The organism is Kitasatospora sp. NPDC004240 (assembly GCF_053603215.1).
The window spans coordinates 25,409-49,165 of record NZ_JBSGFD010000010.1 but is presented as its reverse complement, the minus strand read 5'-3'; the positions used below and the strand labels follow the sequence as shown (position 1 = coordinate 49,165).

Here is a 23,757-nt window from a genome sequence, read left to right as displayed (position 1 = left end):
GGACCCAAATTGGAATCCAGAAGTCGCATTCGATAGCCTTTCGAGCGTGAGGCTGACCAAGAGCACCGACATCGCCCTGCGCATCGCCATGCGCCTGGCGGTCCTCGACGAGGGGGCGACCCTGACCACCCGCGAGGTGGCCGAGTCGGTCGGTGTGCCGTACACCCACGCGGCGAAGGTGGTCAGCAGGCTGCAGCACCTCGGGGTGGTGGAGGCGCGGCGCGGGCGCGGCGGAGGACTCGTCCTCACGTACGCCGGGCGCCGGGGCTCGCTCGGGTTGCTGCTGCGGGAGTTGGAGGGGGTCGGCGATGTGGTGGGCTGCGAGGACGAGACGCCGTGTCCGCTGCGGGCGGCGTGCCGGCTGCGCGGGGCGCTGCGGAAGGCCCAGGAGGCCTTCTTCGCGACGCTCGACCCGCTCTGCATCGACGACCTCGTCGCCTCCCCCACCGGCCCGGTGCTGCTGAGCCTCACACCCCGGCCGTCGGCCGACTGACGTCCGGCCGGTGAGACCCGGCCGGGCCCGGCACCACCGACACCGTCGGTACCACCAGCACCATCGGCACCGACCCGGACCCGCACCACCGGCACCACCGCACGACCGGCACCACCACCCGAGCGGCACCACCGCACGACCCCGCGCCACCCCGCGACCGCGCATCCGCACGGCCGAAAATACGAGTCTCAGATACCAGTTTGGAGACGCCCGATGCTGTCCCCGAAGTCCGCCGAGATCGTCGAAGCGACCCTGCCCGCCGTGGGCGCCGCCATCGGCGACATCACGCCGCTCTTCTACGACAAGATGTTCGCCGCCCACCCGGAGCTGCTGCGCGACCTCTTCAACCGGGGCAACCAGGCGAACGGCACCCAGCGGCAGGCGCTGGCGGGCTCCATCGCCGCCTTCGCGTCGGCGCTGATAGCCCACCCCGACCAGCGCCCGGACGCGATGCTGGCCCGCATCGCCCACAAGCACGTCTCCGTCGGCATCTCCAACGACCAGTACCGGATCGTCCACGAGCACCTGTTCGCCGCGATCGTCCAGGTGCTGGGCGAGGCCGTGACGCCCGAGGTGGCCGCGGCCTGGGACGAGGTGTACTGGCTGATGGCCAACGCCCTGATCGCCATCGAGGACCGGCTGCGCGAGGAGGCCGCCGCCGCCCAGCACGGCGGGCCGGACGACCTCTGGCGGCCGTGGGCCGTGGTCGCCCGCTACCAGGAGACGGACGACGTGGTGACCTTCCTGGTCCGTCCGGCCGACGGCGGCCCGGTGCCGCCCGCCCGGCCCGGCCAGTACGTGTCGGTGCGGGTGACGATGGCCGACGGCGCCCGCCAGATCCGCCAGTACAGCCTCTCCGGGCAGCCGGACGGCGCGCTGGCCTTCTCGGTGAAGCGCGCGGACACCGAGGGCGTCCCGGCCGGTGAGGTCTCCACCCACCTGCAGGACCACGTCCAGGCCGGGGCGACGCTCGAACTCACCCCGCCGATGGGCGACGTGGCGCTCGCCGACGGCGACGGTCCGGTGCTGCTCGCCTCCGCCGGCATCGGCAACACCCCGATCACCGCGATGCTGGCCCACCTCGCGTCGACCGAATCGCCCCGCCGGGTGATCACGGTGCACGGCGACCGCGACCAGCTGTCGCACGCCTTCCGCCCCGAGCTCAAGCAGTTCACCGCCAAGCTGCCGAACGCCTCCGCGCACGTCTTCTACGAGCGGCCGCTCGGCGACTGGCCGGCCGACCGGACCGGGCTGGTCGACCTGTCGGGCCTGGATATCCCGGCCGGCACCACCGCCTACCTCTGCGGCCCGCTGCCGTTCCTGCGCTCGGTGCGGACGCAACTGCTGGCGGCCGGGGTGGCGGCGGCGGACATCCACTACGAGGTGTTCGGCCCCGACCTCTGGCTCGGCCAGGACGCCTGACACCGACCGGAGGAACCCGGGGAACCCCCGCCGGGTGTCCGCCGCCGATGCCCCGGCGGACACCCGGCCCGCACCCTGGAGCTGCCGCCGGCCTCAGCCCGGCCGCAGCTCCAGGGTGCAACACTTGGCGCCCCCGCCGGACTTGAGCAGTTCCGAGAGGTCCACGGGCACCGGCTCATAGCCGTGCTCCACCAGCCGCGCGGCCAGGCCCTTCGCGGCCTCCGGCAGCAGCACCCGCCGGCCGTCCGAGACGGCGTTGAGGCCGAACACCTCGGCGTCGGCGCGGTCGGCGAGGATCGCGTCGGGGTACGCGGCACGCAGCGCGGCCCGGCTCTCGGGGGCGAAGGCCTCCGGGTAGTACATGATGTGCTCCTCGTCGAGGACGGCGAGCGCGGTGTCCAGGTGGTAGAAACGCGGGTCGACCAGGGTCAGGCTGAGCACCTGCACCCCGAACAGCGCGCCGGCCTCGGCGTGCGCGGCCCGTTCGGTGCGGAAGCCCGTGCCGGCCAGCACCCGCCGGCCGGCCACCAGGTGGTCGCCCTCGCCCTCGTTGACGTGGCCGGCCCGCCGGACCTCGCGGTAGCCGCGGGCGCGGAACCAGTCCTGGTAGGCGGCCGACTCGCCGGCCCGTTCGGGGTGTCGGAAGGTGGCGACCAGGGCCCGGCCGTCCAGCACGGTGGCCCCGTTGGCGGCGAACACCATGTCGGGCAGACCGGGTACCGGATCGATCAGCTCCACGGTGTGGCCGAGCCGCCGGTACAGCGCGTGGAGCCGCTCCCACTGGCGGACGGCGAGCCCGGTGTCGGTCGGACTCGCCGGGTCCATCCACGGGTTGATCGCGTAGTCGACGGTGAAGTGGGTCGGTCGGCACATCAGGTAGCGCCGCGCCCTGGCGGTGCGCTCCGGGGGTCGGTACGGCATGCGGCAGCCTCCGCCGTCACGGGTCCGGATGCCCGGGGACCCGGGTCCGGTCAGGGAGCGGCTGCCCGACGACGGAGGTTCGTACACCCGTCCGGGTTGTACGGCGGGCGCACGGGCGGGCGCAGCGGCGCGGCGCCCGGCGCACCCCACGGAAAACCGGCGCACCGCACGGGAAGCCGACGGCACCACGGGAACCCGATGCACCCCACGGAGACCCGGCACACCGTGCGGCTCCCGACTCCCACGACTCTCAGACGACCCCCGCCGCCCGCAGCAGCCAGCGGTTGGTGCGGCCGACCAGGCCGGCCCGGTCGAGCACCTCGATCACCTTGGCGGCCATCTCCCGCCGGGTGGTCCGCCAGTGCGGGTTGGCCAGCGCGGCGCGGCGGCCCTCGCGCGGGTCGATGCCGACGGCGGCGTACAGGCGCGGGTTGATCAGGCTGCCGGTGGAGAGGTGGATGATCAGGCCGATGGCCAGTTGCTCCACGCGCCGGCGGACCGGGCCGAGCCGCTTGCGGAGCAGTTCCTCGCGGGCGTAGCTGATGTGCCGCGACTCCTCGATGACGTGGATCCGGGAGACCTGACGGGTCATCGGCTGGAGCGACTCGTCGGCCATCATCTCGCGCTGGAAGGCGTCCAGGATCTCCTCGACGTACATGGTGCCGCCGAAGGTCTGGCTGTGGCTGGAGGTGGCCTTGAAGATCCGGCCGAGCTCGTGGGCCCGGCGGCCGGGCCCGTACGCGGGCACGCCCATCCAGGCGATCATCTTGGCGAACATCACCGAGTGGCGGCACTCGTCCGCGATCTCGGTCAGCGCGTACTGCACGTGGGCGCTGGTGGGGTCACGGTCGAAGGCGTGCCGCAGCAGCATCTGCATCAGGATCTCCTCGAACCAGATGCCGACGCTGGCGACGCTCGCCACCTCGTGCTTGCTCAGCTCGATCCGCTGCTCCTCGGTGAGCCTCTCCCAGAGCGGGGTGCCGTAGAGCGAGAGGCGTTCGGGCGCGCAGTAGTAGCGGCCGGGGAGCGGTTCGGCGGTCCAGTCGATCTCCTTGAGCGGATCGAAGGACAGCTTGGCGGAGGAGGCGAGCAGCCGGCGGGCGGTGCGCTCGCGGTCGGGTACGGCGCTGCGGTCCGCGGTTCCGGTGCCGGCGGCGGTGCCGGTACCGGTGGGGTGGTCGGCGGCCGTGGTCATGTGCGGCTCCTCTTCCGGAGGGTGGCGAGGTGGGGGCCCGTTACCCGAACGTAGGGATTATTAGACAGCACGTCAATAGAACGGACCGCGGCTCCCGCGAACACCCCCGGGCCACCGCCGCGAACCGGACCCCCGCCGGCATCGGGACCGACCCCCGGGCGACACCGGAGCCGCCCCCGGAACGCCTCAAAACCAGCCCCGGAACCAACCCCGGACCAGCCCGGGACCGAGCGCGGACCAACCCCGGAACCAACCCCGGACCGGCCGCGAACGGTCCCCGCCCGGCCCCGGACCGTCACGTGGCCGATCTCACGTACGCCCCGGGGCCACCTACGGTGGCGTAGGTCACTTGAGGCAGTGAAATATCTACTTCCATGTCGAACATCCAGGAGACCCTTGACCTCAGTTCCTACGTCGCCCTCGGCGACAGCTTCACCGAGGGCCTGAACGACCCCGGCGCCGACGGCGCCTTCGCGGGATGGGCCGACCGTCTGGCGGGCCTGCTCGCCGCGGGTCGTCCGCCCGGCGGGTTCCGGTACGCCAACCTGGCCGTCCGCGGCCGGCTCCTCGACCAGATCGCGGCCGAGCAGGTGCCGCAGGTCCGCCGGCTCCGCCCCGACCTGGTCACCTTCTGCGCCGGCGGCAACGACATCCTGCGCCCGGGCAGCGACCCCGACGAGGTCGCCGAGCGCTTCGAGGCCGCCGTCGTCCAGCTCACCGAGTACGCGGGGAACGTGCTGATCTGCACGGGCTTCGACACCCGGGACGTCCCGCTGCTGCGTCACCTGCGCGGCAAGATCGCCACCTACAACGGCCACATGCGGGCGGTCGCCGACCGCCACGGCTGCGCGGTGGCCGACCTGTGGTCGCTGCGCGCCGTCCAGGACCGCCGGGCGTGGAGCGAGGACCGCCTGCACCTCTCCCCCGAGGGCCACCAGCGGGTCGCCCTGCTGGCCGCCCGCTCGCTGGGCCTGCACACCGAGCAGGACCCGGACGCCCCCTGGCCGAACCAGCCCGAGCCGACCAGCGCCGACCAGCGCCGCGAGAACCTCCAGTGGGCCCGCGACTACCTGATCCCGTGGGTCGGCCGCCGGCTGCGCGGCGAGTCCTCCGGCGACCACGTCGAGGCCAAGCGGCCCGAACTGATGCCGCTCTGACCGAGGCTGACATCCCGTCCGGCCGCCGCCTCCCCGGGCGACGGCCGGACGGGTCCGGTCCTCGGGGGCCCACCGCCGTCCGCCGCAACCGCGGTCGGCGTCCACGCGTCCCCCTCCCCGTACGGGCCGTCGTACGGGGCCGGTAGCCTGCGGGCCGATAGCCTGCGGGTTCGTGGCCATCCGTACCGGAGGGGCGCGGCAGGGAACGACTGGGAAACGGGGCGCAGTGACGCAGCTGACCGATGCGGTGGACGGGGCGGGAACCGGTCGGCGACCGGGGCGGCGGTTCGCGGTGGAGGGTTTCGCACCGCGCCAGGACGCGGGGGCGCGGGAACGCGGGAAGGCGCTGCGGGAGCGCACGGCCCGGGAGCGCCACGCGGACTTCACACCCGCCTCGGACCGGCCGACCGCCGTCGAGGCGATCGAGTCCTCCAACGCGGGGCGGCTCTCCGACCTGGTGCCGATCCGGCTGGGCCGGATGTCCGCGACGCCGTTCGCCTTCCTCCGGGGTTCGGCCGGCCTGATGGCGGCCGATCTGGCGGGTACGCCCGACACCGGGATCCTCGCCCAGCTGTGCGGTGACGCGCACGCCGCCAATTTCGGCCTCTACGGCGACGCCCGCGGCCAACTCGTCATGGACATAAACGACTTCGACGAGACCGTGCCCGGCCCGTGGGAGTGGGACCTCAAGCGGCTGGCCGCCAGCCTGGTCCTGGCCGGCCGCGAGATCGGCGCCGACGAGGCGACCGCCCGGCAGGCCGCGTTCGACTCGGCCGGCTCGTACCGGCGGACCATGCGCGCGCTGGCCAAGCTGCCCTCCTCGGACGCCTGGAACGCGGTGGCCGACGACCAGCTGGTCTCCTTCGCGCAGGCGCACGACCTGGCCGAGCTGATGCTGAAGGTCGGCGCCAAGGCGCTCGGCAACACCAGCGCCAAGTTCGCCGCGAAGTCCACCGTCCGCACCGAGGACGGCGGTTGGCGCTTCACCGCGACGCCGCCCGTGCTCAGCGAGGTGTCGGACCTGACGGCCGCCTCGGTGGCCCACGCCCTCGCCCCGTACGTCCGGACCGTGCCGGCCGAGCTGCACCCGCTGCTCTCCCGCTACCGGGTGCAGGACGTGGCGTTCCGGGTCGTCGGCACCGGCAGCGTCGGAACCCGCTCGTACGTGGTGCTGCTGACCGACCACCGCGAGCAGCCGCTGGTGCTGCAGGTGAAGGAGGCCCGCGCCTCCGTGCTGCTGCCCCACCTGGCCGGCGCCGGTCACCCGGTGACCGAGGCGGACGCGCACGAGGGCCGCCGGGTGGTGCTCGGCCAGAAGCGCATGCAGGTGGTCAGCGACCCGCTGCTCGGCTGGACCACGGTCGACGGACTCCCCTACCAGGTGCGGCAGTTCCGCAACCGCAAGGGCAGCGTGGACCCGGCGGCGCTGCTGCCCGGACAGCTGGACGACTACGCCCGGGTCACCGGCGCGCTGCTGGCCCGGGCGCACGCGCACACCGCCGACCCGGGGCTGGTCAGCGGCTACTGCGGCAAGAACGAGGCGCTGGACGAGGCGATCGCCGCCTTCGCGGTGGCCTACGCGGACCGCACCGAGGCGGACCACGCCGAACTGGTGGCGGCGATCCGCTCCGGCCGGCTCCCGGCCGAGCACGGCGTCTGACATAGGCGCTCGGCCGGGCACGGCGTCCGACGCACGTACCCGGCCGGGCACGGCGCACGGGCCGGGACGGGTTCACCCGGCCCGGCCGGCGGGGTCCGGGAACGGCGCGACCGCCGCGACGGACTCCGCCGGCCGCTCCCGGTGCACCGGGTGGCGTGCCCTCCGGTCCGTCAGCGCTCGGCGCCCACCGGCGCCGAACCCCCCGCCCCGGGCGCGTCGTCCGGTTCATCGGCGCCGTCCGCATCAGCCGCGTCATCCGCGTCATCCGCCTCGTCCGGCCCGTCCGCGTCGTCCGCGTCATCCGCCTCGTCCGGCCCGTCCGCCGCGGACTCGGCGGCCTCCGCCGCCTCCGCGGCGCGCGTCGCCAGCACCGAGGCCAGCACCGCCAGCGCCGCGACGCCCGCGCAGACCGCGCTCGACCACAGGAACGCCGTCCGGTGGTCACCCCCGCCGGCCGTCCCGCGCAGGTAGAGGCCGGACAGCGCGGAGACGCAGACCGCCGCCGCGATCCGCTGCGCCATCTGCAGGATCGCCCCGCTCACCCCGGCCGCCTCGGCCGGCGCGTGGCGCAGCACGTACGCCTGGTTGGTGGCCCCCATCAGCCCGGTGGCCACCCCGCCGATCAGCTGGACCCCGGCGAGCAGCAACGGCAGCGCGGCCACGGGCGCCCACCGGGCGATCAGCCCGCCGGCCAGCAGTGAGGCGGCGGATACGGCCATCCCGAGCGTGACGGTCGCGCGGCCGAAGCGCTGCACCACCCGCCAGGCCATCGCCGAGGCGAACCCGAAGGCCACCGCCGAGGGCAGCGCCACCAGCGAGGCGCCGAGCGCCGACATTCCGAGGCCGTCCTGGAGGAACATCGCCAGGATCAGCCCGGCGGCGATCGAGGAGCCGAACTGCGCCATCTGCACGGCCGTCCCCAGCGCGTACGGCGCGGAGCGGACCAGCGCCGGGTGCAGCAGGGGGTGTCCGCCGGCCCGGGCGTAGCGGCGCTGCCACCAGGCGAGCAGGGCGAGCAACGCGCAGGCGCCGGCCGCGAAGCCCAGCCAGCCGGTCCAGCCGGGCGGCTGCACGAACGGCAGCATCAGGGCGATGGTCAGCGCGCCGACCAGCAGCAGGCCGACCAGGTCGAGGTCGGCGTGGCCGGCGCTGGAGCGCGGACGCGGCAGCCAGCGGGCCGCCAGCAGCACGGTGACCAGGCCGAACGGCACATTGAGCAGGAAGGTCACCCGCCAGCCGTGCTCGGGGCCGAACGCGGCCAGCATCGCGCCGCCGACCGGCGGGCCGAGGGTCGCCGCCAGACCGCCGACCACCATGTACAACCCGAGGGCCCGGGAGCGGAGTTGGCCGGTGAAGACGTCCTGCAGGGTGCCGATCATCTGTGAGTTGACGAGTCCGGCGCCGGCGCCCTGGAGCAGCCGGGAGGCGACCAGCACCCATGGCTCGGTCGCGGTCGCGGAGACCAGGCTGACGGCGGTGAACAGGGCGAGCCCGGCGACGAAGAACCACTTGCGGCCCCTGACGTCGCCCAGCCGTCCGCCGGGCACCAGCGCCAGGCCGAAGGCCAGCGAGAACCCGGCGACGATCCACTGCAGGTGGGCGGGCTGGGCGTGCAGGCTCTCGCGCAGGGCGGGGATGGAGGTGTTCAGCACGGACTGGTCGAGCAGCGTGGTGAAGCCGCCCGCCACGCACACCAGCAGCACCCGCCGCCCGGCCGCGTCGAAGCGCTCAGCCACGGCGCGCTCCCCGGGGGGTGCGGTCCAGGGAGCCGCGGTCCAGCAGGTCGCGGTCCAGGGAGCCGCGGTCCAGCAGGTCGCGGTCCAGCAGGTCGCGGTCCAGGGAGCCGCGGTCCAGGAGCACGCGACAACAGCCGGATATCGAACAGTCGCCGCTCACGGCAGCACCACCACCAGCGCGTACCGGGCGTCCTGCGGCCCCGGGCAGCGGAATCGGCTGGTGGTGGCGACGAAGCGCAGGCAGTCGCCGGCCGCCAGCAGATGCGGCTCGCCGTCGATGGTCAGTTCCAACTCACCCTCCAGTAGCCAGAGATGGTGCTCAAGGCCGGGCACCGACGGCTTGTCGTACGCGATGTCCGCGCCCGGTGGCAGCCGGCCCTCGATGACCTCGGCGCGCAGGGCCCCGTGCGGCGGCGAGACCGAGCGCCGGACGAAGCCGGTGGTCTCGTCGCACCAGACCTGCTGCTCACCGGCCCGCACCAGCCGGGCGGGCGCGGACTCCACCTCGGACAGCAGCCGCGACATCGTCCGCCCGTACACCGCGCAGAGCCGGCCGAGCAGGGCGGCGGTGGGGCTGACCTCGGCCCGCTCCACCCGGGAGAGCGTGGAGCGGCTGACGTCGGCCCGCCGTGCCAGTTCCTCCAGCGTCCAGCCCCGTTCGAGCCGCAGTTCGGCGAGCCGCCCGGCCAGACGGTCGTCGACGGCCATATCTGTTCCCATATTCGCGATGCTATCCCGGATATGGGAAAGGCCCGAAGGTGTTTTCCCTCGCGTTCCCTCGCGACGACGCAAGGGCTCCGGCCCTCGCCCCGGCCGTGGCGACCTGTCGTGCCGCACGAGTGTCCGGGGTTCTTCACAGCCTGGTCAGGGCCGGTACGGCAGCAGGCGGCTGATCGTATGATGTCCGCTGATCAGCGGGCCTGTGCGGCCCGCAGCGCAGCGAGGGGGACCATGTTCGGCATCATCAGACCCTGTAAGCACCGGCTCTCGGAGCGTCTGCAGACGTCATGGCTGGCGCATCTGTGCGGGCTCTGTCTCGCGCTGCGCGACGATCACGGACAGCTCGCCCGGACCGCCACCAACTACGACGGCCTGATCATCTCCGTCCTGGTCGAGGCCCAGAGCCCGAAGGAGGACGGCTCCTGGCGGCGCACCGCCGGCCCCTGTCCGCTGCGCGGGATGCGGACCGCCTCGGTCGCCAAGGGCGAGGGGGCCCGGCTGGCCGCCGCCGTCTCGCTGGCGCTCGCCTCCGTGAAGATCCGCGACCACGTCGAGGACGGGGACGGGGTGTTCGCCCGCCGCCCGGTGGCCGCCGGCGCCCGCCGGGTGACCCGGCGGTGGGACCGGAAGAGCACCGGCAGCGCCTCCGCGGTCGGCTTCGACACCGCCGTACTGCTCGAAGCCGCTTCCCGTCAGGGCGAGTTGGAGCGGACCCTGGCGCCGGGGGACTCGGTCCTGCTGGTGACCGAGCCGACCGAGACGGCCACCGCCGCCGCCTTCGCGCACACCGCGGTGCTGGCCGGACGGCCGGGCAACGCCGAGGCGCTGGCCGAGGCCGGCCGGCTGTTCGGCCGGCTCGCCCACCTGCTGGACGCCGCCGAGGACCAGGCGGCCGACGCGGCGAGCGGCGCCTGGAACCCGCTGACCGCCACCGGCACCGACCGCGCCGAGGCCGAGCGCCTGTGCCGGGACGCCGTCCACGGGATCCGGCTCACCCTGCGCGAGGTCGAACTGACCGACCGCGCGCTGGTGCACCTCCTGCTCGCGCACGAGACCGACCGCGCCGTGGACCGGGTCTTCGGCCCGGCCGACCACCCGGCGAGCTGTCGCGCCGGAAGCGCGGCGGCCGGGGCCCACGAGGCCCTCGGCGCGAACGGCGCCGATCCGGCGCTCGGGGTGTTCGGTGCCGGCGCGACGCCCGTCGACGGCGGGGCCACCGGCTCCAACCCGTACGAGGCGCCGCCGCGCCAGGATCCCGGTGCGCCGCCGGCCGGGCCGGGGGCTCCCGTCCCGCCGTGGGTGCCGCAGGGTCCCGGTTTCACGCCGCCCGGCAGCAAGCCGCCGTCCCCGCGCAACCTGCTCGCCGGCTGCGCGGCCTGGGCCCTGATGGCCTGCACCTGCCAGCTGCTCTGCTGCGAGCACGACGACCCGTTCAGCCGGGAGCGCAAGGAGGGCTGGTGCCAGCGCAACTGCGACTGTGACTGCGGCAACTGCAACTGCGGTAACTGCGACGGCTGCTGCGACGGGTGCGACTGCTGCGGGGACTGTGACTGCGGCTGCGACTGCGGCTGCTGAGCAGTGCCGGCACCACTGACGACAACTCCCGCGCGCCGCCCGGTCCCTGACCGGGCGGCGCGTCCCACGTCCGGACGTCCGCACTCTGGACACGGCCTGTCCTGAGCATGTAAAACACTGCTCCCGGCAGCCCTCAGCACAGCGCCATCGCCGCACCCCCACTCGCGCGCCTGCGCCGCGCGCCCGCAACTCCCTCGCCGCTGCCGGTAGTTCGCCGCGTCCAGCCGCCGCCCCCTCGTCGGAGCACATCCAGTCGTGCGTCCGTCGCCGCGGCCTTCGCCGAGCACCGAGGAGCACCATGTCGTTCCGTCTGCGCACCACCGCGGCCGCCGTCGCCCTCGCCGTAGCGACCGGCACCTTCACCGCCGCCGCCCTCCCGGGAACGGCCGTCGCCGCACCCGAACCCACCACCGTCGCCGCTCCGGCGGCCACCCAGGCCGCCCAGGCCGCCCGCGCCGAGGCCGTGACCAGGGCGGACGCCGCCCTCGCCGCCCACTCCGCCCGGCTCGGCGTCACACCCGGCCAGGGCCGTACCGTCCGCGACGTGGTCCTGGACGCCGACGGCGCCCGGCACGTCCGCTACGACCGGACCTTCGCCGGGCTGCCCGTCCTGGGCGGCGACCTGATCGTCCACCTCGGCCCCGACGGCTCCTACCGGGGCGCCGACCGGGCGAGCACCGCCGACCTCTCCGTCCCCGGCACCGCTCCCGCCGTCCCGGCGTCCGCCGCCCGTTCGCAGGCCGTCCAGGCGCTCGGGGGCTCCGCGCGGCAGACCACCGCGGAGGCCGAGCTGGTGGTCGACGCGCTGCACGGACCGGCCCGACTGGCCTGGCGCACCACCGCCACCGGCCAGGACTACCTGGGCAACCCGGTCGCCCGGACCGTGCTGTCCGACGCGACCACCGGCGCCGTCCTCACCGCCTGGGACGCCCTGGAGACCGCCACCGGCGACGGCTCCTCGCTCTACGGCGGCACCGTCCCGCTGGAGACCACCGTCTCGGGCGGCACCTACCAGCTGAAGGACCCGAACCGGGGCAACACCTACACCGGAGACGCCCAGAACAAGACCGACCTGTGCTTCGGCAGCATCTGCTTCAGCCGGGCACCCGCCGTCCTGTTCGCCGACGCCGACAACCACTGGGGCTCCGGCACCACCGCCGACCGGGCCACCGCCGCCGTCGACGCCCAGTACGGCACCAACACCACCTGGGACTACTACAAGAACGTGCACGGCCGCAGCGGCATCGCCGGCGACGGCAAGGGCTCGTACAACCGGGTGCACTACGGCAGCAACTACAACAACGCCTTCTGGCAGGACAGCTGCTTCTGCATGACGTACGGCGACGGGGACGGCACCACCTTCGGCCCGCTGGTGTCGCTGGACGTCGCCGGGCACGAGATGTCCCACGGCGTCACCTCGCGCAGCGCCAAGCTGGTCTACTCCGGCGAGTCCGGCGGCCTCAACGAGGCGACCTCCGACATCTTCGGGACGCTGGTGGAGTTCTACGCCGCCAACGCCGGCGACCCCGGGGACTACCTGATCGGCGAGGAGATCGTGAAGCCGGGCTTCGGCAAGGCGGCGCTGCGGTTCATGGACAAGCCGTCCAGGGACACCAAGTCGGCGGACTGCTGGAGCTCCGGCGTCGGCAACCTCGACGTGCACTACTCCTCGGGCGTCGCCAACCACTTCGCCTACCTGCTCGCCGAGGGCAGCGGCGCCAGGGTGATCGACGGCGTCCAGTACGACAGCCCGACCTGCAACGGCTCCACGGTCACCGGTATCGGGCGGGACAAGCTCGGCAAGGTCTGGTACCGCGCGCTGACCGTCTACATGACGTCCAGCACCAACTACGCCGGCGCCCGCACCGCCACCCTCAAGGCCGCCACCGACCTCTACGGGGCCGGCAGCGCCGAGTACGCGGCGGTGGCCGCCGCCTGGTCGGCCGTCGCGGTGAACTGACCCATCAACTGAACCGGCTGATGGCTGGTCAGGGACCCGGGGTGCGCCATCCGCACCCCGGGCTCCGCCGGTACCCCACCCGCGCCACGCCGCCAGAGCGGGACGACCACCGGGACGCCGGACCGACCGCCGGTGGGGACGACCACCGGGACGCCGGACCGGGCGGCCGCGGAGGTGACGGCCCGGGCGCCGGCGGGGAAGCCGGCCGGGGCGGCGGCCGCGCCCCGGGGCGGCTCAGCCATCGGAGCGCGCGGTCACCGGTGTGCGGGCGGCGGCACGGCGGTCCGCCGCGAGCGATTCCTCCAGCCGGGCCAGCAGCGTCCGGAAGGCGCGGGTGTCCTGCTCGGTCATCCGGCCCTCGTGGCCGGGGTGCGGGTGCGGCGCGTACGCCGATTCGATCGGTCTACCGTTCATGCCCCGACGCTAAGCGGCGACGATCAACGCCCGATAAACGCCGGGCGCCGCCGAACCGACGCCCCGATGGACCGCCAGGTGCCCCTCCGGATCAGGCCCTTCCCAGCACCTGGGAGACGGTGATCTCGATGACCACCCGGTCCGGGTTCACCCGCGGCTCGCGGTAGCGCTCCGCGTAGCGCCGCACCGCCTCGGCCACGGCCTCCGGCTCGTCGCGGACCACGGCCACGCCCTCCATGGTCGACCAGCGCGCCCGGTCCACCTGGCAGACCGCCACCCGCATGCCCTCCGGACCGGCCTCCTGGACGTTGCGCGCCTTGCGGCTGGTCCGGCTGGTGATCACCCGGGCGATCCCCTTCTCCGGATCGAAGGTGACCCCGACCGGCACCACGTGCGGCGAACCGTCCGGCCGGTGCGTGGTCAGGGTGGAGATGTGCCGCTCGCGCCAGAAGGCGAGGAATGCTTCGTCGAGTTCACGAGGGTCATGGGCCATGTCCACGATCGTACGACGGCACGCCCGGCCCGCCGCCACCGGGCCGGGCGTGCACGCACCTCATCGCACGCACCTCATCGCGCACCCCCTCGGGGCGGCCCGGCCGCGGTGGCCGGGCCCCGCCCCTCAGTGGCCGCGGGCGATCCACTCCGGCAGCGCGGGAGCCTCGGCGCCGATCGTGGTCGGGTCGCCGTGGCCGGTGCGCACCACCGTCTCCGGCGGCAGCGCGAGCAGCCGGTCGCGGATCGAGTCGATGATCGTCGGGAAGTGCGAGAACGACCGCCCGGTGGCGCCCGGACCGCCCTGGAACAGCGTGTCACCGGTGAACACCGTGCCCAGCTCGGGCGCGTGGAGGCAGACCGCGCCGGGGGCGTGGCCCGGGGTGTGCAGCACGGTCAGGGTCACGCCCGCCACCTCGATCCGCTGCCCGTCGGCGAGCTCGCCGTCCGGCAGCCGCCCGGGGTGGGTGAGCTTCCACAGCGGCAGGTCGTCGGGGTGCAGCAGGATCGGCGCGCCCGTGCGCGCGGCGAGCGCGGGGGCCGCGTCCACGTGGTCGTTGTGGGCGTGCGTGCAGACGATCGCCAGCAGCCGGCGACCGCCCAGGGCGGCCTCGATCGCGTCGGCGTCGTGCGCGGCGTCGATCACCACGGCCTCGGCGTCGTCCCCGACGATCCAGACGTTGTTCTCCACCTCCCAGCTGCCGCCGTCGAGTTCGAAGGTGCCGGCGGTGACCAGCCGGTCGATCCGGGCGTCGGGGGCGGGAACGGGAGCGGGGGTGCTCACAGGACCACCACCGAACGGAGCACGTCGCCCTGGTGCATGCGCTCGAACGCCTGCTCCACGCCGCCGAGTTCGATGGTCTCGGAGACGAACGCGCGCAGGTCCAGCCGGCCCTGGAGGTACAGGTCGATCAGCATCGGGAAGTCCCGCGACGGCAGGCAGTCGCCGTACCACGAGGACTTCAGCGCACCGCCGCGCCCGAAGACGTCCAGCAGCGGCAGCTCCAGCGTCATCTCCGGCGTCGGCACGCCGACCAGCACCACCGTGCCGGCCAGGTCACGGGCGTAGAACGCCTGCTGGTAGGTCTCCGGACGGCCGACCGCCTCGACCACCACGTCCGCGCCGTTGCCGCCGGTCAGCTCCCGGATCGCCTCGACCGGGTCGGTGGTGCGGGAGTTGACCGTGTGCGTCGCGCCCAGGGTGCGGGCGGTCTCCAGCTTGCGGTCGTCGATGTCCACGGCGATGATCCGCGCCGCACCGGCCAGCCGCGAACCCAGCACCGCCGCGCCACCGACCCCGCCGCAGCCGATCACCGCGACCGAGTCGCCTCGGCCCACGCCGCCGGTGTTGATCGCGGCACCGAGGCCCGCCATCACCCCGCAGCCGAGCAGCCCCGCCACGGCCGGCTCCGCGGTCGCGTCGACCTTGGTGCACTGCCCGGCCGCGACCAGGGTCTTCTCCGCGAACGCGCCGATGCCCAGGGCCGGCGACAGCTCGGTGCCGTCCAGCAGGGTCATCCGCTGCTTCGCGTTGTGGGTGTTGAAGCAGTACTGCGGCCGCCCGCGCCGGCAGGAACGGCACTGCCCGCACACCGCACGCCAGTTGAGGATCACGAAGTCACCCGGTGCCACCTCGTCGACGCCCTCGCCCACCGACTCCACGATGCCGGCGGCCTCGTGGCCGAGCAGGAAGGGGAACTCGTCGTTGATGCCGCCCTCGCGGTAGTGCAGGTCGGTGTGGCAGACGCCGCAGGCCTGGATCCGCACCACCGCCTCGCCCGGTCCCGGGTCCGGCACGACGATCGTCGCCACCTCCACGGGCGCGCCCTTGGCACGCGCGATGACTGCCTTGACCTGCTGGGCCATCCGATTCCACCTCCGTCGGCCGGCGCCGCACTGCGCCGGCTGGTCCTGCCGCGTCCGTGGCACGCGCGAGCGGGTACGGACCCCGCACGGACGGGAACGGGGTGGGCGCGGGCCGCCCTGCGGATGCCCGTCGCCCCGTCCGTCCGACCGTGGCCGCGTACGGCCGCCGTGGCCGCGCCACCTGCGGATACTGCTTGCCCACGAAGCGTAGCGCCCACGGTGGCGACCGCCCGGGGAACCACGTAAGTGATCATGGTCACCGCGCGCCGCCGGGCCACCACCGACGGGCCACCTCCGACGGGCCGCCCCCAACGGCCGTGGCACCCCGGTCCACGGGCGGCACCGGGTGCCCGGCATCGTGCCGTAAACCGCCTTCCGATGGCTGGAAGTGCCGCTGACTGCACGGCAGTCGCACACATACGGTCGTACCGAGCCCTGCCCGCCCGCCCTCATGAGGGGCCGTGCGCAGCCCCCCGCATCACGAGCTTCCCCGGATCACCCCCCGCCCGGGCCGCCCCCGCAGCCCATCGCCAGGAGTCTGGAGTACGGATGTCCGTCGAGCCCCTGATCCCGCTGCACTGCCTGCGCCACCTGCCGTCCGCTCCGCCCCGCCTGGCCGCGCTCCCCACCGGCACCCCGGTGTGGCTGGTCACCCGGCACACCGACGTACGACAGGTGCTGACCGATCCCCGGCTGGGCCGCACCGCACTCTACGCCCCGGACGCGCCGCCGGTCTCGCTCGTGCCCAACATCCTGGACGACCCGCAGAGCCTGCTGAACCTCGACGGCGTCGAGCACCAGCGCCTGCGCCGAACGGTGCAACGCGCCTTCACCCCGCGCGCGATCGCCCGCTGGCGCCCCTGGGTCGCCTCGGTGGTCGAGGGGCTGCTGGACGAGCTCATCGACCAGGGCTCCCCCGCCGACATCGTCGCCGCCTACACCCGGCCGCTGCCGGTCGCCGTGATCAGCCGGCTGATGGGCCTGGACAACCTGGACTCCAAGCGCCTCGCCCACTGGAGCGACCACGCGCTCTCCACCACCGCCCACTCCGCCGAGGCGGTCCGCGGCGCCATGCAGGAGTTCGCCCGGTTCGCCGTCGAGCTGATCGCCGAACGGCGCGCCGACCCCGGCGACGACCTGGTGAGCGGCCTCCTCCAGGCCGCCGCCGACAGCGACGACATCACCGAACCCCAGCTGGTCTCCATGGTCGTCGGCCTGGTCGTCGCCGGCCACGAGACCACCATGACCACCCTCGGCAACGCCGTCGTCTACCTGCTCGGCGACGGCCGCGAGGCCTGGCAGCAGCTGGCCTCCGACGAGCAGAGCGCCGCCGCCGCCACCGAGCAGCTGCTGCGCGCCGTGCCGCTCGGCGACGCCGACGCCCTCCCCGGACTGCTGCGCCGGGCCGTGGCCGACGTGGAGATCGGCGGGGTGCTCATCCCGGCGGGGAGCGTGGTCGCCGCCGACACCGGCGCCGGCAACCACGATCCCGCGGTCTTCCCCGGCGACCTGATCACCGATCTCTTCGCACCCCTGCCCGCCACCAGCCTCACCTTCGGCGCCGGACCGCACCACTGCCTGGGCGCCTGGCTGGCCCGGATGGAACTCGAACTCGCCCTGCACCGCCTCGCCCGCCGGCTGCCCGCCCTGCAGCTGACCACCCCGGTCGAGGACATCGACTGGCGCCGTGGCCTGCTCACCCGCAGCCCCAACACCCTCCAGGTGGCCTGGTGACCGCCGACGGCGGGGCCGCCGGGGCCGCGTCGGGCGGGGCGGGCCCGGTGGGCGGAGCGAGTGCGGTGAGCGAGGTCGGCGCGGTGGCCGGAGTGGGCGGGGAGGCCTCTCCGGCGGCCGGGCACCGGATCGGCGACCGCGTGCTGCTCCGGGTGGACCGCGACCGCTGCATGGGCTCCGGCATGTGCGCGATCACCGCTCCCGGCTCCCTGACCCTCGGGCCGGACGGGCTGGCCCGCCCGCTTCACCCGGGGGCCGACGCCTCGCCCGGGGGCGACGGGCCGGGTGACGGCGGCCCGAGTGACGATGGATCGGGTGATGACGGGCGGCGCGGGGCGCACCAGGAGCTGACGCCCGATCTGGCCGAGGCCGTGGACCTCTGCCCGGTCGAGGCGCTCACCCTCCGCCCGGCCGGAAACTGACCCCGCGCCACACCGCCCGCCACCGGGGCCCCGCCCTCCGGCCCTCCCCCGGGCCGGGGAGCGCCGGCCCTGACCGCCACGGCCCGGGCAGCCGTGACTCCGGTCGCCGGGGCTCAGACCACCGCGGCGCAGGCGATCGCGGCCCGGATCTCCCCGGCCGGGTCGCCCTCGTGGTAGGGCCGCTCGCTGGTCTCGATGTTGTCCAGGAACTCCTGGTACCGCACCGCGAACGCGAGGTGGTACAGCGGCTGGGCCAGCGCCAGGGCGCGGGCCGGGTCCGAACCGGGAACGTGTGCCGACCACGCCTCGACCCAGAGACCGCTGAGGTGCTCCCAGCCCTCCTCGGAGACGTAGTTGCGCGGACGCAGCCCGTCCAGCACCGGGTGCCCGAGGTGGGAATCGGCGTAGTCAACGATCACCGTGCCGTGACCGTCGGAACGCCAGTTGCCCGGGTGCAGGTCGCCGTGGACGAGGGTCTCCGGCAGACCGCACGCCTCCAGCGCGTCGACCAGCTCCGGCAGCCGGTCCACCAGGGCGCGGGCGTCGGCGAGTTCGGCGGGCGTCAGCTCGGCGACCGCCTCGCTCTCCAGCAGCGCACGCGCCTGCCCGAGCAGGACCCTCGGCCTCCGGTCGCGCAGCCCCGCCCCGGCGGCCCGCCCGTCGGCGGCCAGGGCCGCCTGCGCGGCGACCAGCCTCGGCACCACGGCGGCCACCTCCTCGGCGGACGGACCCCAGAGGTCCTCGCCGGGAACGTGGTCGAGCAGCACCCGCCCGCCCCGCGGGTCGGCCGCCAGGACGGCGGGCACCAGGCCGGCGTCGGCCTCGCCGAGCAGGGCGATGGCTCCGGCCTCGTCCGCGTTGAAGACCGGGTTGGTCGCCTTCAGCCAGACGTCGCCCTGCCCGGTACCCAGCCGGAACAGACCGGAGAGGTTCCAGGTGCGGACCTGTCGTACCGGCCCCTCGACCGGCCGGCCGACGGCCGCCAGTGCCCGCTCGGCCCAGTCCAGGGCGTCGCGCAGACCCTCGGCTGTCGCCCAGGCCGCCCGACGCTCCGCCGGGCCGAGCAGCGCGGCCACCTCGTCGCCGGGCCGCCGCGCCCCGCGTCCGGTCGGCCGCTCCAGCGCCTCAGCGTGGTAGGTGACGTGGCCGCCCTGCCCGCCCTCGCCCTCCACCGTCATCAGGCGGACGACCATGACGGGCACGCCGGCCTCCGCCGACGCCCGCTCCACCACCGAACCGACGGCCGACCACCAGCCCTCGTCCACCTCGAACGGGCCCATCGGGCCCAGATAGTCACCGTGATACGTGAGGTGGACGCTGACCGTCCGTCCGTTCGCTCGTTGCATCCGGGCAGGGTCGCTCAGGCGGCCCTCTCAGCGCCAACCATTTTCCGTGGCCGACGCCTACCACCGCACCCCGGAGCACCTCCGCCGGCGTTCCGTGACGCGCCACCGTCCGTGCCCCGTGGGCTTGTTTCCTGCTTCCCTCCTCCTTCCCGCTTCCCGCGTGCCCTCAGCCGACCGACCGACCGGTCACTCCTCGATGGCCACCGCCCTTCCCGACACCCGCACCCGGGCGTCGCCCTCCCGCAACCCGACCGTCAGCAGGCCCGGCCGGCCCATGTCCGCTCCCTGGTGCAGCGTCAGTACGGCGGGCACGGTCACCGCACCCCGCTCCCGCAGGTAGGCACCGAGGGCGGCCGCCGCCGCGCCGGTCGCCGGGTCCTCCAGCACGCCGCCCACCGGGAACGGGTCGCGGACGTGGAAGGTGTCCGCGTCCTCCCGCCAGACCAGCTGGACGGTCAGCAGGTCACGTGCCGTCATGAAGGCGGCGAGTCCGTCGAAGTCGTACGCCAGCTCGGCCAGCCGGGCGCGGCTCCCGGCGGCCAGCACCAGGTGGCGGGCACCGGCGTACGCGATCCGGGGCGGGAGGTCCGGGTCGAGCTCCTCGGCGGACCAGCCGAGCAGCGCCAGCGCCTCCGCGACGTCCGCCCCGCCCACCTCCTCCACGTACGGCTCGACGCTGGTCAGGGTGGCGCGCAGCTCGCCCGCGTCCTCGTCCACCTCGATCGGCACCACGCCCGCCCGCGTGGCGAACACGAACGGCCCGGCACCGTACCGCTCGGCGAGCGCCACGGCCGAGGCCACCGTGGCGTGACCGCAGAACGGCACCTCCGCCAGCGGGCTGAAGTACCGCACGGTGTAGGCGCGTCCGGACGGGTCGCCCGCCGGGTCGGGTATGAGGAAGGCCGTCTCCGAGTACCCGATCCCGGCGGCGATCTCCAGCATCCGCCCTGCGAACAGCCCGGTGGCGTCCAGCACCACGCCGGCCGGGTTGCCCCCGGCGGGGTCACCGGAGAAGGCCGCGTAGCGCAGCGGCCGCGACGTCGGGTCGGTGGCCCGGTCGACGCCCTGGTCGGCGGTGTCGTGAAGCACGGCGTCATTGGTCATGCCGGGATGAACGTGGCTCCCCGGGCCGCTGTTCCCGTCTCTCCCCGCTCCTCCCAGCATCCACTCGAACGAGTGACCGGACCGTGCGGGACGGGGCTGTGGGATGATCACCTCCAGGTCGATCGGCGACGCCCGGCGGCGGTGCGCGGCCCCGGCGCCGACGGCACGCGGACGCCACACCGGCTCCGGCGCGGGACGTGACGGGCGTACGCCGTGGACGATGCCGGACGGGGATCGGCCCCGGGTGGCGAGGACGAGAGACGGGCGGTGCCACGGTGGCGAACGACGCGACGGCCGGCGATCCGGCGCCCGGCGACCCGGCGACGCACGACGGGACCTCGCGCGACACCCCGGCGCACGACGGGACCGCACCCCGAACGACATCGGGCACCCCCGCCATCTCCACGGCCGCCGAGGCCGCCGGTGACCGTCGGATCCTGGCCTTCGGCCACCTGCTGGGGGCCGCGAGCCGGCTGGAGCACATCCTGGGGCGTGCCATCGAGGCGGAGTGCGGCATCAGCCACTCCGTGTTCGAGGTGCTCCTGGTCCTCGGCCGGGCCGGGGAGCCGGGCCTGCCGATGCGCGAGATCGGCCGCGAGCGCGTACTGACGACGGGCGGGGTGACCCGCCTGGTCGACCGCATGGAGGCGGCCGGCCTGGTCCGCCGCACCCAGCACCCCGAGGACCGCCGGGTCCAGCTCGTCGCGCTGACCGAGCTCGGGGAGCGGACCTGCGTCCGGGCCGCGCGGGTGCACGCCGAGAACGTCCAGCACTACTTCCTCGACCACGTCCCGCACGCCGACCGCGACGGGTTCATCGCCGACCTGCGCCGGCTCAGCATCACCGCCGCGGACTCCCTCCCCCGCCTGCGCTGAGCATCACCGCCACCGGCCCCCGTCGGCGGCCGCACCGCGGATCCACCACTCCCCGGACGTGTCCGCGCACCACCGGTCGCACCCGCCGGGACCACGGCCGCCTCCCGAGCACGGCGCCACCCCTCCGCGCCCACCACCCCCGATCCCCCACGGGCACAGCGCGGGACGCCCCCGCCACCCCCGGCCCTGACCACGGCGCCACCCCTCCCGCCCCTCCTGTCCCTCCACCCCTCCCACCACCACCCGTGCTCCCCCGCCCGGCGCAGCGCGGGATGCCCCCGCCGCCCCCGCCCACCAGGCTGGGCGGAAGAAGTGTGCGGCAGCGGGAATGTCTGACGAGTCAGTTACTGTTGAATCAGTCGAATCGCCCGCGCCGTGCGGGCAGCACCGTCCCGCTCACCGGAGGCACCGCGCCATGCGACTGATCTACGTGTACGACGCCTACTGCGGCTGGTCGTACGGCTTCGCCCGCACGCTCGCCGACTTCACCACCCGCCATCCCGAGCTCCCCTTGGAGGTGGTGTCCGGGGGGCTGTTCACCGGCGACCGGCGGGTCCCGATCCGGGCCTTCGGGCACGTCCGGGGGGCCAACGCCGCGATCACCGAGCTGACCGGCGCGGAGTTCGGCGAGGGGTACCTGCGCCTGACGGCCGACGGCTCCTTCGTCATGGACTCCGAGGCCGCCGCCCGGGGGACGGCCGCCCTGCTGGCGGCGGCCGGGTCGCCGGCCGACCCGGCGCGGTCGGCCGCCGGACTGCTGGCCCGGCTCCAGGAGGCGTTCTACCTGGACGGCCTGAGCCTGTCGGACCCGGCCACCTACCGGAAGGTGGCCGAGCAGGCCGGGCTGGACGCGGACGCGGTGGTCGCGGCCCTGTCCGCGCCCGGCACCACGGCGGCGGCCCGGACGGACTTCCACCGCTCCCGCGAGCTGGGGGTGGAGAGCTTCCCGACCCTGCTCCTCGACGACGGGTCCGGTCGGTGCTCCGTCCTCGCCACCGGTCACGCGACCGTCGCCCAACTGGAGGCCCGCCTGGTCGCCGCCGGGGGCGACCACTGACCCGTCCCCGATCCCGACGCCCGTCCGGCCCCCGGGCCCCGAACCGCACGTCCGAGCGAACCGCACGCCACCGGCGGGACGGACAACGGGCCACCCCTCGTACCACCCGCCGGCGCCGCAAGGAAGGACTCCCATGAGTTCCCTCGACTTCCAGGTCATCGACAGCCCCGACAGCTCGCTCAACAAGACCTCCGTCCTGGTGACCGGTCCGAACGACGCCATGCTGGTCGACGCGGGGTTCACCCGCTCCGACGGGCGCCGGCTGGCCGAGCTCGTGCGCGCCTCCGGCAAGCGGCTGACCACGGTGTTCGTCAGTCATGGTGACCCGGACTTCTACTTCGGCGCCGAGGAGGTCCAGGACGCCTTCCCCGAGGCCAGGTTCCTGGCCACCGCGGCCACCGTGGACCACATCCGCGAGTCGTACGAGGGCAAGTTGCAGGCCTGGGCGCACCTCGGCGGGGAGCTGCCGACCCGGCTGGTGCTGCCCGAGGTGCTGCACGGCGACCAGGTCGTCTTCGAGGGTCACCGCTTCGAGCTGCGCGGCGCCGACTTCCACCTCCCCGACCGGCACTACCTCTGGCAGCACCACCACCACACCGTCCTCGGCGGGGTGCTGCTCTTCGAGGGGCTGCACGTGTGGACGGCCGACACGCCGACGCCCGAGCAGCGGGCCGCCTGGATCGACCTGCTGGATGGGATGGCGGCGCTGGAGCCGCAGTTCGTGGTGGCGGGCCACCGCACCGGGGGCGCGCCCACCGACACGACCGCCCTCGACCACACCCGCGACTACCTGCGCGCCTTCGAGACCGAGATCGGCCGGGCCGACACCGCGGAGCAGGCCCGGGAGGCCCTGGAGCACCGGTTCCCGGAGCTCGGCATGAAGCTGGCCGTCGACCTCGGCACGAAGGTCGCCAAGGGCGAGATGACCTGGAGTTGAGCCACGATGATCGAGATCCCGAAGTCGACGGCGTCCTTCGCCGAGTCCTCCGCGCCCGCCGACGTGGTGCGCCGCCAGTACCTGGCCTCGGCCCGCGGGGACATGGCGGCGTTGCGGTCCACCCTCGCCGATGACGTGGAGTGGACGGAGATGGCGGGCTTCCCGCTGGCCGGCACCTACCGCACGCCCAAGGAGGTGACCTCACGGGTGATGGAGCGGCTGGCCGCCGAGTGGGACGGCTGGACCGCCCACGACGACCGCTACGTCGTGGACGGCGAGAACGTGGTGGTGCTCGCCCGCTACACCGCGATCAACCGGGCCACCGGCCGCCCGCTGAACGTCCGGGTCGCCCACCACTTCACCGTGCGCGGCGGGCGGATCGTGCGGTTCGAGCAGTTCGTCGACACCGCGCTGGTCCACGCGGCGATGGAGGACTGAGCCGTGCCGGGCCGAACGGGCGGGAGCCGGAGCGCCGAGGGCCGGTACGCGCGCGGCCGGTACGCACCCGGGCGGTACACGCCTGGCCGGTACACGCCCGGCCGGAGCACGGAGGGCCGACCCGTGGAGAGCTGAACGCCGGTCCCACCCCGCGCTCACCCGTTCGGGCGAGCCTGTCGCGGCACGCCCCACGCGGCCTCGACAGCGCCACCGCCCGCCACCAGGCTGGGCAC

Annotated in this window: 24 protein-coding genes; 12 read left to right on the top strand and 12 right to left on the bottom strand. The window is 74.6% G+C overall.

The features are described 5' to 3' along the window. The first annotated feature begins 46 nt into the window (after nt 1-46). Nucleotides 47-493, top strand: coding sequence for an RrF2 family transcriptional regulator (locus ACWEQL_RS04905; protein WP_452148741.1), 447 nt, complete (start codon nt 47-49; stop codon nt 491-493). A 213-nt stretch (nt 494-706) separates the two neighbouring features. Continuing rightward, complete coding sequence (locus ACWEQL_RS04900; RefSeq protein WP_452148740.1) at nt 707-1,915, top strand: globin domain-containing protein; 1,209 nt, start codon at nt 707-709, stop codon at nt 1,913-1,915. 93 nt (nt 1,916-2,008) lie between these two features. Here ACWEQL_RS04900 and ddaH read toward each other — a convergent pair whose 3' ends face one another. Both ddaH and ACWEQL_RS04890 read right to left on the bottom strand, forming a co-directional pair. Beyond that, nucleotides 2,009-2,836, bottom strand: a complete 828-nt coding sequence (ddaH, locus tag ACWEQL_RS04895) for a dimethylargininase (RefSeq protein ID WP_452148739.1) — start codon at nt 2,834-2,836, stop codon at nt 2,009-2,011. A gap of 250 nt (nt 2,837-3,086) precedes the next feature. Then, nucleotides 3,087-4,031 (bottom strand): AurF N-oxygenase family protein, encoded by a 945-nt coding sequence (locus tag ACWEQL_RS04890; RefSeq protein ID WP_452148738.1) that lies wholly within the window; start codon nt 4,029-4,031, stop codon nt 3,087-3,089. A gap of 374 nt (nt 4,032-4,405) precedes the next feature. Between ACWEQL_RS04890 and ACWEQL_RS04885 the strand changes: the two genes are divergently transcribed. Together ACWEQL_RS04885 and ACWEQL_RS04880 are read left to right on the top strand one after the other, a co-directional pair. Further along, nucleotides 4,406-5,188, top strand: a complete 783-nt coding sequence (locus ACWEQL_RS04885; protein ID WP_452148737.1) for an SGNH/GDSL hydrolase family protein — start codon at nt 4,406-4,408, stop codon at nt 5,186-5,188. Nucleotides 5,189-5,480: 292 nt separating this feature from the next. Beyond that, entirely contained in the window at nt 5,481-6,848 is a 1,368-nt protein-coding gene (locus ACWEQL_RS04880; protein ID WP_452148736.1) for a DUF2252 domain-containing protein, read from the top strand. Nucleotides 6,849-7,018: 170 nt separating this feature from the next. On the opposite strand, the gene ACWEQL_RS04875 is transcribed toward ACWEQL_RS04880, so the two are convergent. The 3 genes from ACWEQL_RS04875 to ACWEQL_RS04865 are packed head-to-tail and all read right to left on the bottom strand — an operon-like array spanning nt 7,019 to nt 9,304. Beyond that, the gene (locus ACWEQL_RS04875) at nt 7,019-8,584 is read right to left on the bottom strand and encodes an MFS transporter (RefSeq protein ID WP_452148735.1); all 1,566 of its coding nucleotides are present in this window, start codon (nt 8,582-8,584) and stop codon (nt 7,019-7,021) included. Beyond that, nucleotides 8,577-8,708 (bottom strand): hypothetical protein, encoded by a 132-nt coding sequence (locus ACWEQL_RS04870; protein ID WP_452148734.1) that lies wholly within the window; start codon nt 8,706-8,708, stop codon nt 8,577-8,579. Before ACWEQL_RS04870 ends, ACWEQL_RS04875 begins: the two co-directional genes overlap by 8 nt. Nucleotides 8,709-8,740: 32 nt before the next feature. Next, on the bottom strand, nt 8,741-9,304 hold the full coding sequence (locus ACWEQL_RS04865; protein WP_452148733.1) for a helix-turn-helix domain-containing protein: 564 nt from the start codon (nt 9,302-9,304) through the stop codon (nt 8,741-8,743). Between the two features lie 231 nt (nt 9,305-9,535). Here ACWEQL_RS04865 and ACWEQL_RS04860 point away from each other — a divergent pair, with 231 nt between their 5' ends. Together ACWEQL_RS04860 and ACWEQL_RS04855 are read left to right on the top strand one after the other, a co-directional pair. Then, nucleotides 9,536-10,879, top strand: coding sequence for a DUF5685 family protein (locus ACWEQL_RS04860; RefSeq protein ID WP_452148732.1), 1,344 nt, complete (start codon nt 9,536-9,538; stop codon nt 10,877-10,879). A gap of 298 nt (nt 10,880-11,177) precedes the next feature. After that, nucleotides 11,178-12,839: a M4 family metallopeptidase gene (locus ACWEQL_RS04855; RefSeq protein WP_452148731.1), complete on the top strand. Its 1,662-nt coding sequence runs from the start codon at nt 11,178-11,180 to the stop codon at nt 12,837-12,839. Here ACWEQL_RS04855 and ACWEQL_RS04850 read toward each other — a convergent pair. The 5 genes from ACWEQL_RS04850 to ACWEQL_RS04830 all read right to left on the bottom strand — a co-directional run bounded on the left by ACWEQL_RS04850 (nt 12,773) and on the right by ACWEQL_RS04830 (nt 15,611). Then, nucleotides 12,773-13,081 (bottom strand): hypothetical protein, encoded by a 309-nt coding sequence (locus ACWEQL_RS04850; RefSeq protein WP_452148730.1) that lies wholly within the window; start codon nt 13,079-13,081, stop codon nt 12,773-12,775. The genes ACWEQL_RS04855 and ACWEQL_RS04850 overlap by 67 nt on opposite strands. Next, nucleotides 13,074-13,253, bottom strand: coding sequence for a hypothetical protein (locus ACWEQL_RS04845; protein WP_452148729.1), 180 nt, complete (start codon nt 13,251-13,253; stop codon nt 13,074-13,076). Before ACWEQL_RS04845 ends, ACWEQL_RS04850 begins: the two co-directional genes overlap by 8 nt. 91 nt (nt 13,254-13,344) lie before the next feature. Next, nucleotides 13,345-13,746: a pyridoxamine 5'-phosphate oxidase family protein gene (locus tag ACWEQL_RS04840; RefSeq protein WP_452148728.1), complete on the bottom strand. Its 402-nt coding sequence runs from the start codon at nt 13,744-13,746 to the stop codon at nt 13,345-13,347. 126 nt (nt 13,747-13,872) lie between these two features. Then, on the bottom strand, nt 13,873-14,529 hold the full coding sequence (locus tag ACWEQL_RS04835; RefSeq protein WP_452148727.1) for an MBL fold metallo-hydrolase: 657 nt from the start codon (nt 14,527-14,529) through the stop codon (nt 13,873-13,875). Then, the gene (locus tag ACWEQL_RS04830; RefSeq protein WP_452148726.1) at nt 14,526-15,611 is read right to left on the bottom strand and encodes an S-(hydroxymethyl)mycothiol dehydrogenase; all 1,086 of its coding nucleotides are present in this window, start codon (nt 15,609-15,611) and stop codon (nt 14,526-14,528) included. The genes ACWEQL_RS04835 and ACWEQL_RS04830 overlap by 4 nt, the downstream gene beginning before the upstream one ends. Before the next feature lie 549 nt (nt 15,612-16,160). Here ACWEQL_RS04830 and ACWEQL_RS04825 point away from each other — a divergent pair. Both ACWEQL_RS04825 and ACWEQL_RS04820 read left to right on the top strand, forming a co-directional pair. Beyond that, complete coding sequence (locus ACWEQL_RS04825; RefSeq protein ID WP_452148725.1) at nt 16,161-17,345, top strand: cytochrome P450; 1,185 nt, start codon at nt 16,161-16,163, stop codon at nt 17,343-17,345. Beyond that, entirely contained in the window at nt 17,342-17,767 is a 426-nt protein-coding gene (locus ACWEQL_RS04820) for a ferredoxin (protein ID WP_452148724.1), read from the top strand. Before ACWEQL_RS04825 ends, ACWEQL_RS04820 begins: the two co-directional genes overlap by 4 nt. 113 nt (nt 17,768-17,880) lie before the next feature. Here ACWEQL_RS04820 and ACWEQL_RS04815 read toward each other — a convergent pair whose 3' ends face one another. Together ACWEQL_RS04815 and ACWEQL_RS04810 are read right to left on the bottom strand one after the other, a co-directional pair. Then, the gene (locus tag ACWEQL_RS04815; RefSeq protein ID WP_452148723.1) at nt 17,881-19,113 is read right to left on the bottom strand and encodes a phosphotransferase family protein; all 1,233 of its coding nucleotides are present in this window, start codon (nt 19,111-19,113) and stop codon (nt 17,881-17,883) included. Nucleotides 19,114-19,299: 186 nt separating this feature from the next. Beyond that, nucleotides 19,300-20,217, bottom strand: coding sequence for a PhzF family phenazine biosynthesis protein (locus ACWEQL_RS04810; protein WP_452148722.1), 918 nt, complete (start codon nt 20,215-20,217; stop codon nt 19,300-19,302). Nucleotides 20,218-20,615: 398 nt separating this feature from the next. Here ACWEQL_RS04810 and ACWEQL_RS04805 point away from each other — a divergent pair, with 398 nt between their 5' ends. The 4 genes from ACWEQL_RS04805 (at nt 20,616) to ACWEQL_RS04790 (ending at nt 23,524) form a co-directional block, all read left to right on the top strand. Continuing rightward, nucleotides 20,616-21,092, top strand: a complete 477-nt coding sequence (locus ACWEQL_RS04805; RefSeq protein WP_452148778.1) for a MarR family winged helix-turn-helix transcriptional regulator — start codon at nt 20,616-20,618, stop codon at nt 21,090-21,092. A gap of 415 nt (nt 21,093-21,507) precedes the next feature. Next, on the top strand, nt 21,508-22,149 hold the full coding sequence (locus ACWEQL_RS04800) for a DsbA family protein (RefSeq protein ID WP_452148721.1): 642 nt from the start codon (nt 21,508-21,510) through the stop codon (nt 22,147-22,149). Between the two features lie 133 nt (nt 22,150-22,282). Beyond that, nucleotides 22,283-23,086, top strand: a complete 804-nt coding sequence (locus ACWEQL_RS04795; protein WP_452148720.1) for an MBL fold metallo-hydrolase — start codon at nt 22,283-22,285, stop codon at nt 23,084-23,086. Between the two features lie 6 nt (nt 23,087-23,092). Beyond that, entirely contained in the window at nt 23,093-23,524 is a 432-nt protein-coding gene (locus ACWEQL_RS04790; protein ID WP_452148719.1) for a nuclear transport factor 2 family protein, read from the top strand. Nucleotides 23,525-23,757 lie beyond the last annotated feature (233 nt).

Bases quoted from the DNA above. Each gene is read 5' to 3' on its own strand.
- ACWEQL_RS04900 (WP_452148740.1), top strand. From the start codon at position 707: ATGCTGTCCCCGAAGTCCGCCGAGATCGTCGAAGCGACCCTGCCCGCC.
- ddaH (WP_452148739.1), bottom strand. From the start codon at position 2,836: ATGCCGTACCGACCCCCGGAGCGCACCGCCAGGGCGCGGCGCTACCTG.
- ACWEQL_RS04890 (WP_452148738.1), bottom strand. From the start codon at position 4,031: ATGACCACGGCCGCCGACCACCCCACCGGTACCGGCACCGCCGCCGGC.
- ACWEQL_RS04885 (WP_452148737.1), top strand. From the start codon at position 4,406: ATGTCGAACATCCAGGAGACCCTTGACCTCAGTTCCTACGTCGCCCTC.
- ACWEQL_RS04865 (WP_452148733.1), bottom strand. From the start codon at position 9,304: ATGGGAACAGATATGGCCGTCGACGACCGTCTGGCCGGGCGGCTCGCC.
- ACWEQL_RS04860 (WP_452148732.1), top strand. From the start codon at position 9,536: ATGTTCGGCATCATCAGACCCTGTAAGCACCGGCTCTCGGAGCGTCTG.
- ACWEQL_RS04855 (WP_452148731.1), top strand. From the start codon at position 11,178: ATGTCGTTCCGTCTGCGCACCACCGCGGCCGCCGTCGCCCTCGCCGTA.
- ACWEQL_RS04850 (WP_452148730.1), bottom strand. From the start codon at position 13,081: ATGGCTGAGCCGCCCCGGGGCGCGGCCGCCGCCCCGGCCGGCTTCCCC.
- ACWEQL_RS04845 (WP_452148729.1), bottom strand. From the start codon at position 13,253: ATGAACGGTAGACCGATCGAATCGGCGTACGCGCCGCACCCGCACCCC.
- ACWEQL_RS04840 (WP_452148728.1), bottom strand. From the start codon at position 13,746: ATGGCCCATGACCCTCGTGAACTCGACGAAGCATTCCTCGCCTTCTGG.
- ACWEQL_RS04830 (WP_452148726.1), bottom strand. From the start codon at position 15,611: ATGGCCCAGCAGGTCAAGGCAGTCATCGCGCGTGCCAAGGGCGCGCCC.
- ACWEQL_RS04825 (WP_452148725.1), top strand. From the start codon at position 16,161: ATGTCCGTCGAGCCCCTGATCCCGCTGCACTGCCTGCGCCACCTGCCG.
- ACWEQL_RS04815 (WP_452148723.1), bottom strand. From the start codon at position 19,113: ATGCAACGAGCGAACGGACGGACGGTCAGCGTCCACCTCACGTATCAC.
- ACWEQL_RS04810 (WP_452148722.1), bottom strand. From the start codon at position 20,217: ATGACCAATGACGCCGTGCTTCACGACACCGCCGACCAGGGCGTCGAC.
- ACWEQL_RS04800 (WP_452148721.1), top strand. From the start codon at position 21,508: ATGCGACTGATCTACGTGTACGACGCCTACTGCGGCTGGTCGTACGGC.
- ACWEQL_RS04795 (WP_452148720.1), top strand. From the start codon at position 22,283: ATGAGTTCCCTCGACTTCCAGGTCATCGACAGCCCCGACAGCTCGCTC.
- ACWEQL_RS04790 (WP_452148719.1), top strand. From the start codon at position 23,093: ATGATCGAGATCCCGAAGTCGACGGCGTCCTTCGCCGAGTCCTCCGCG.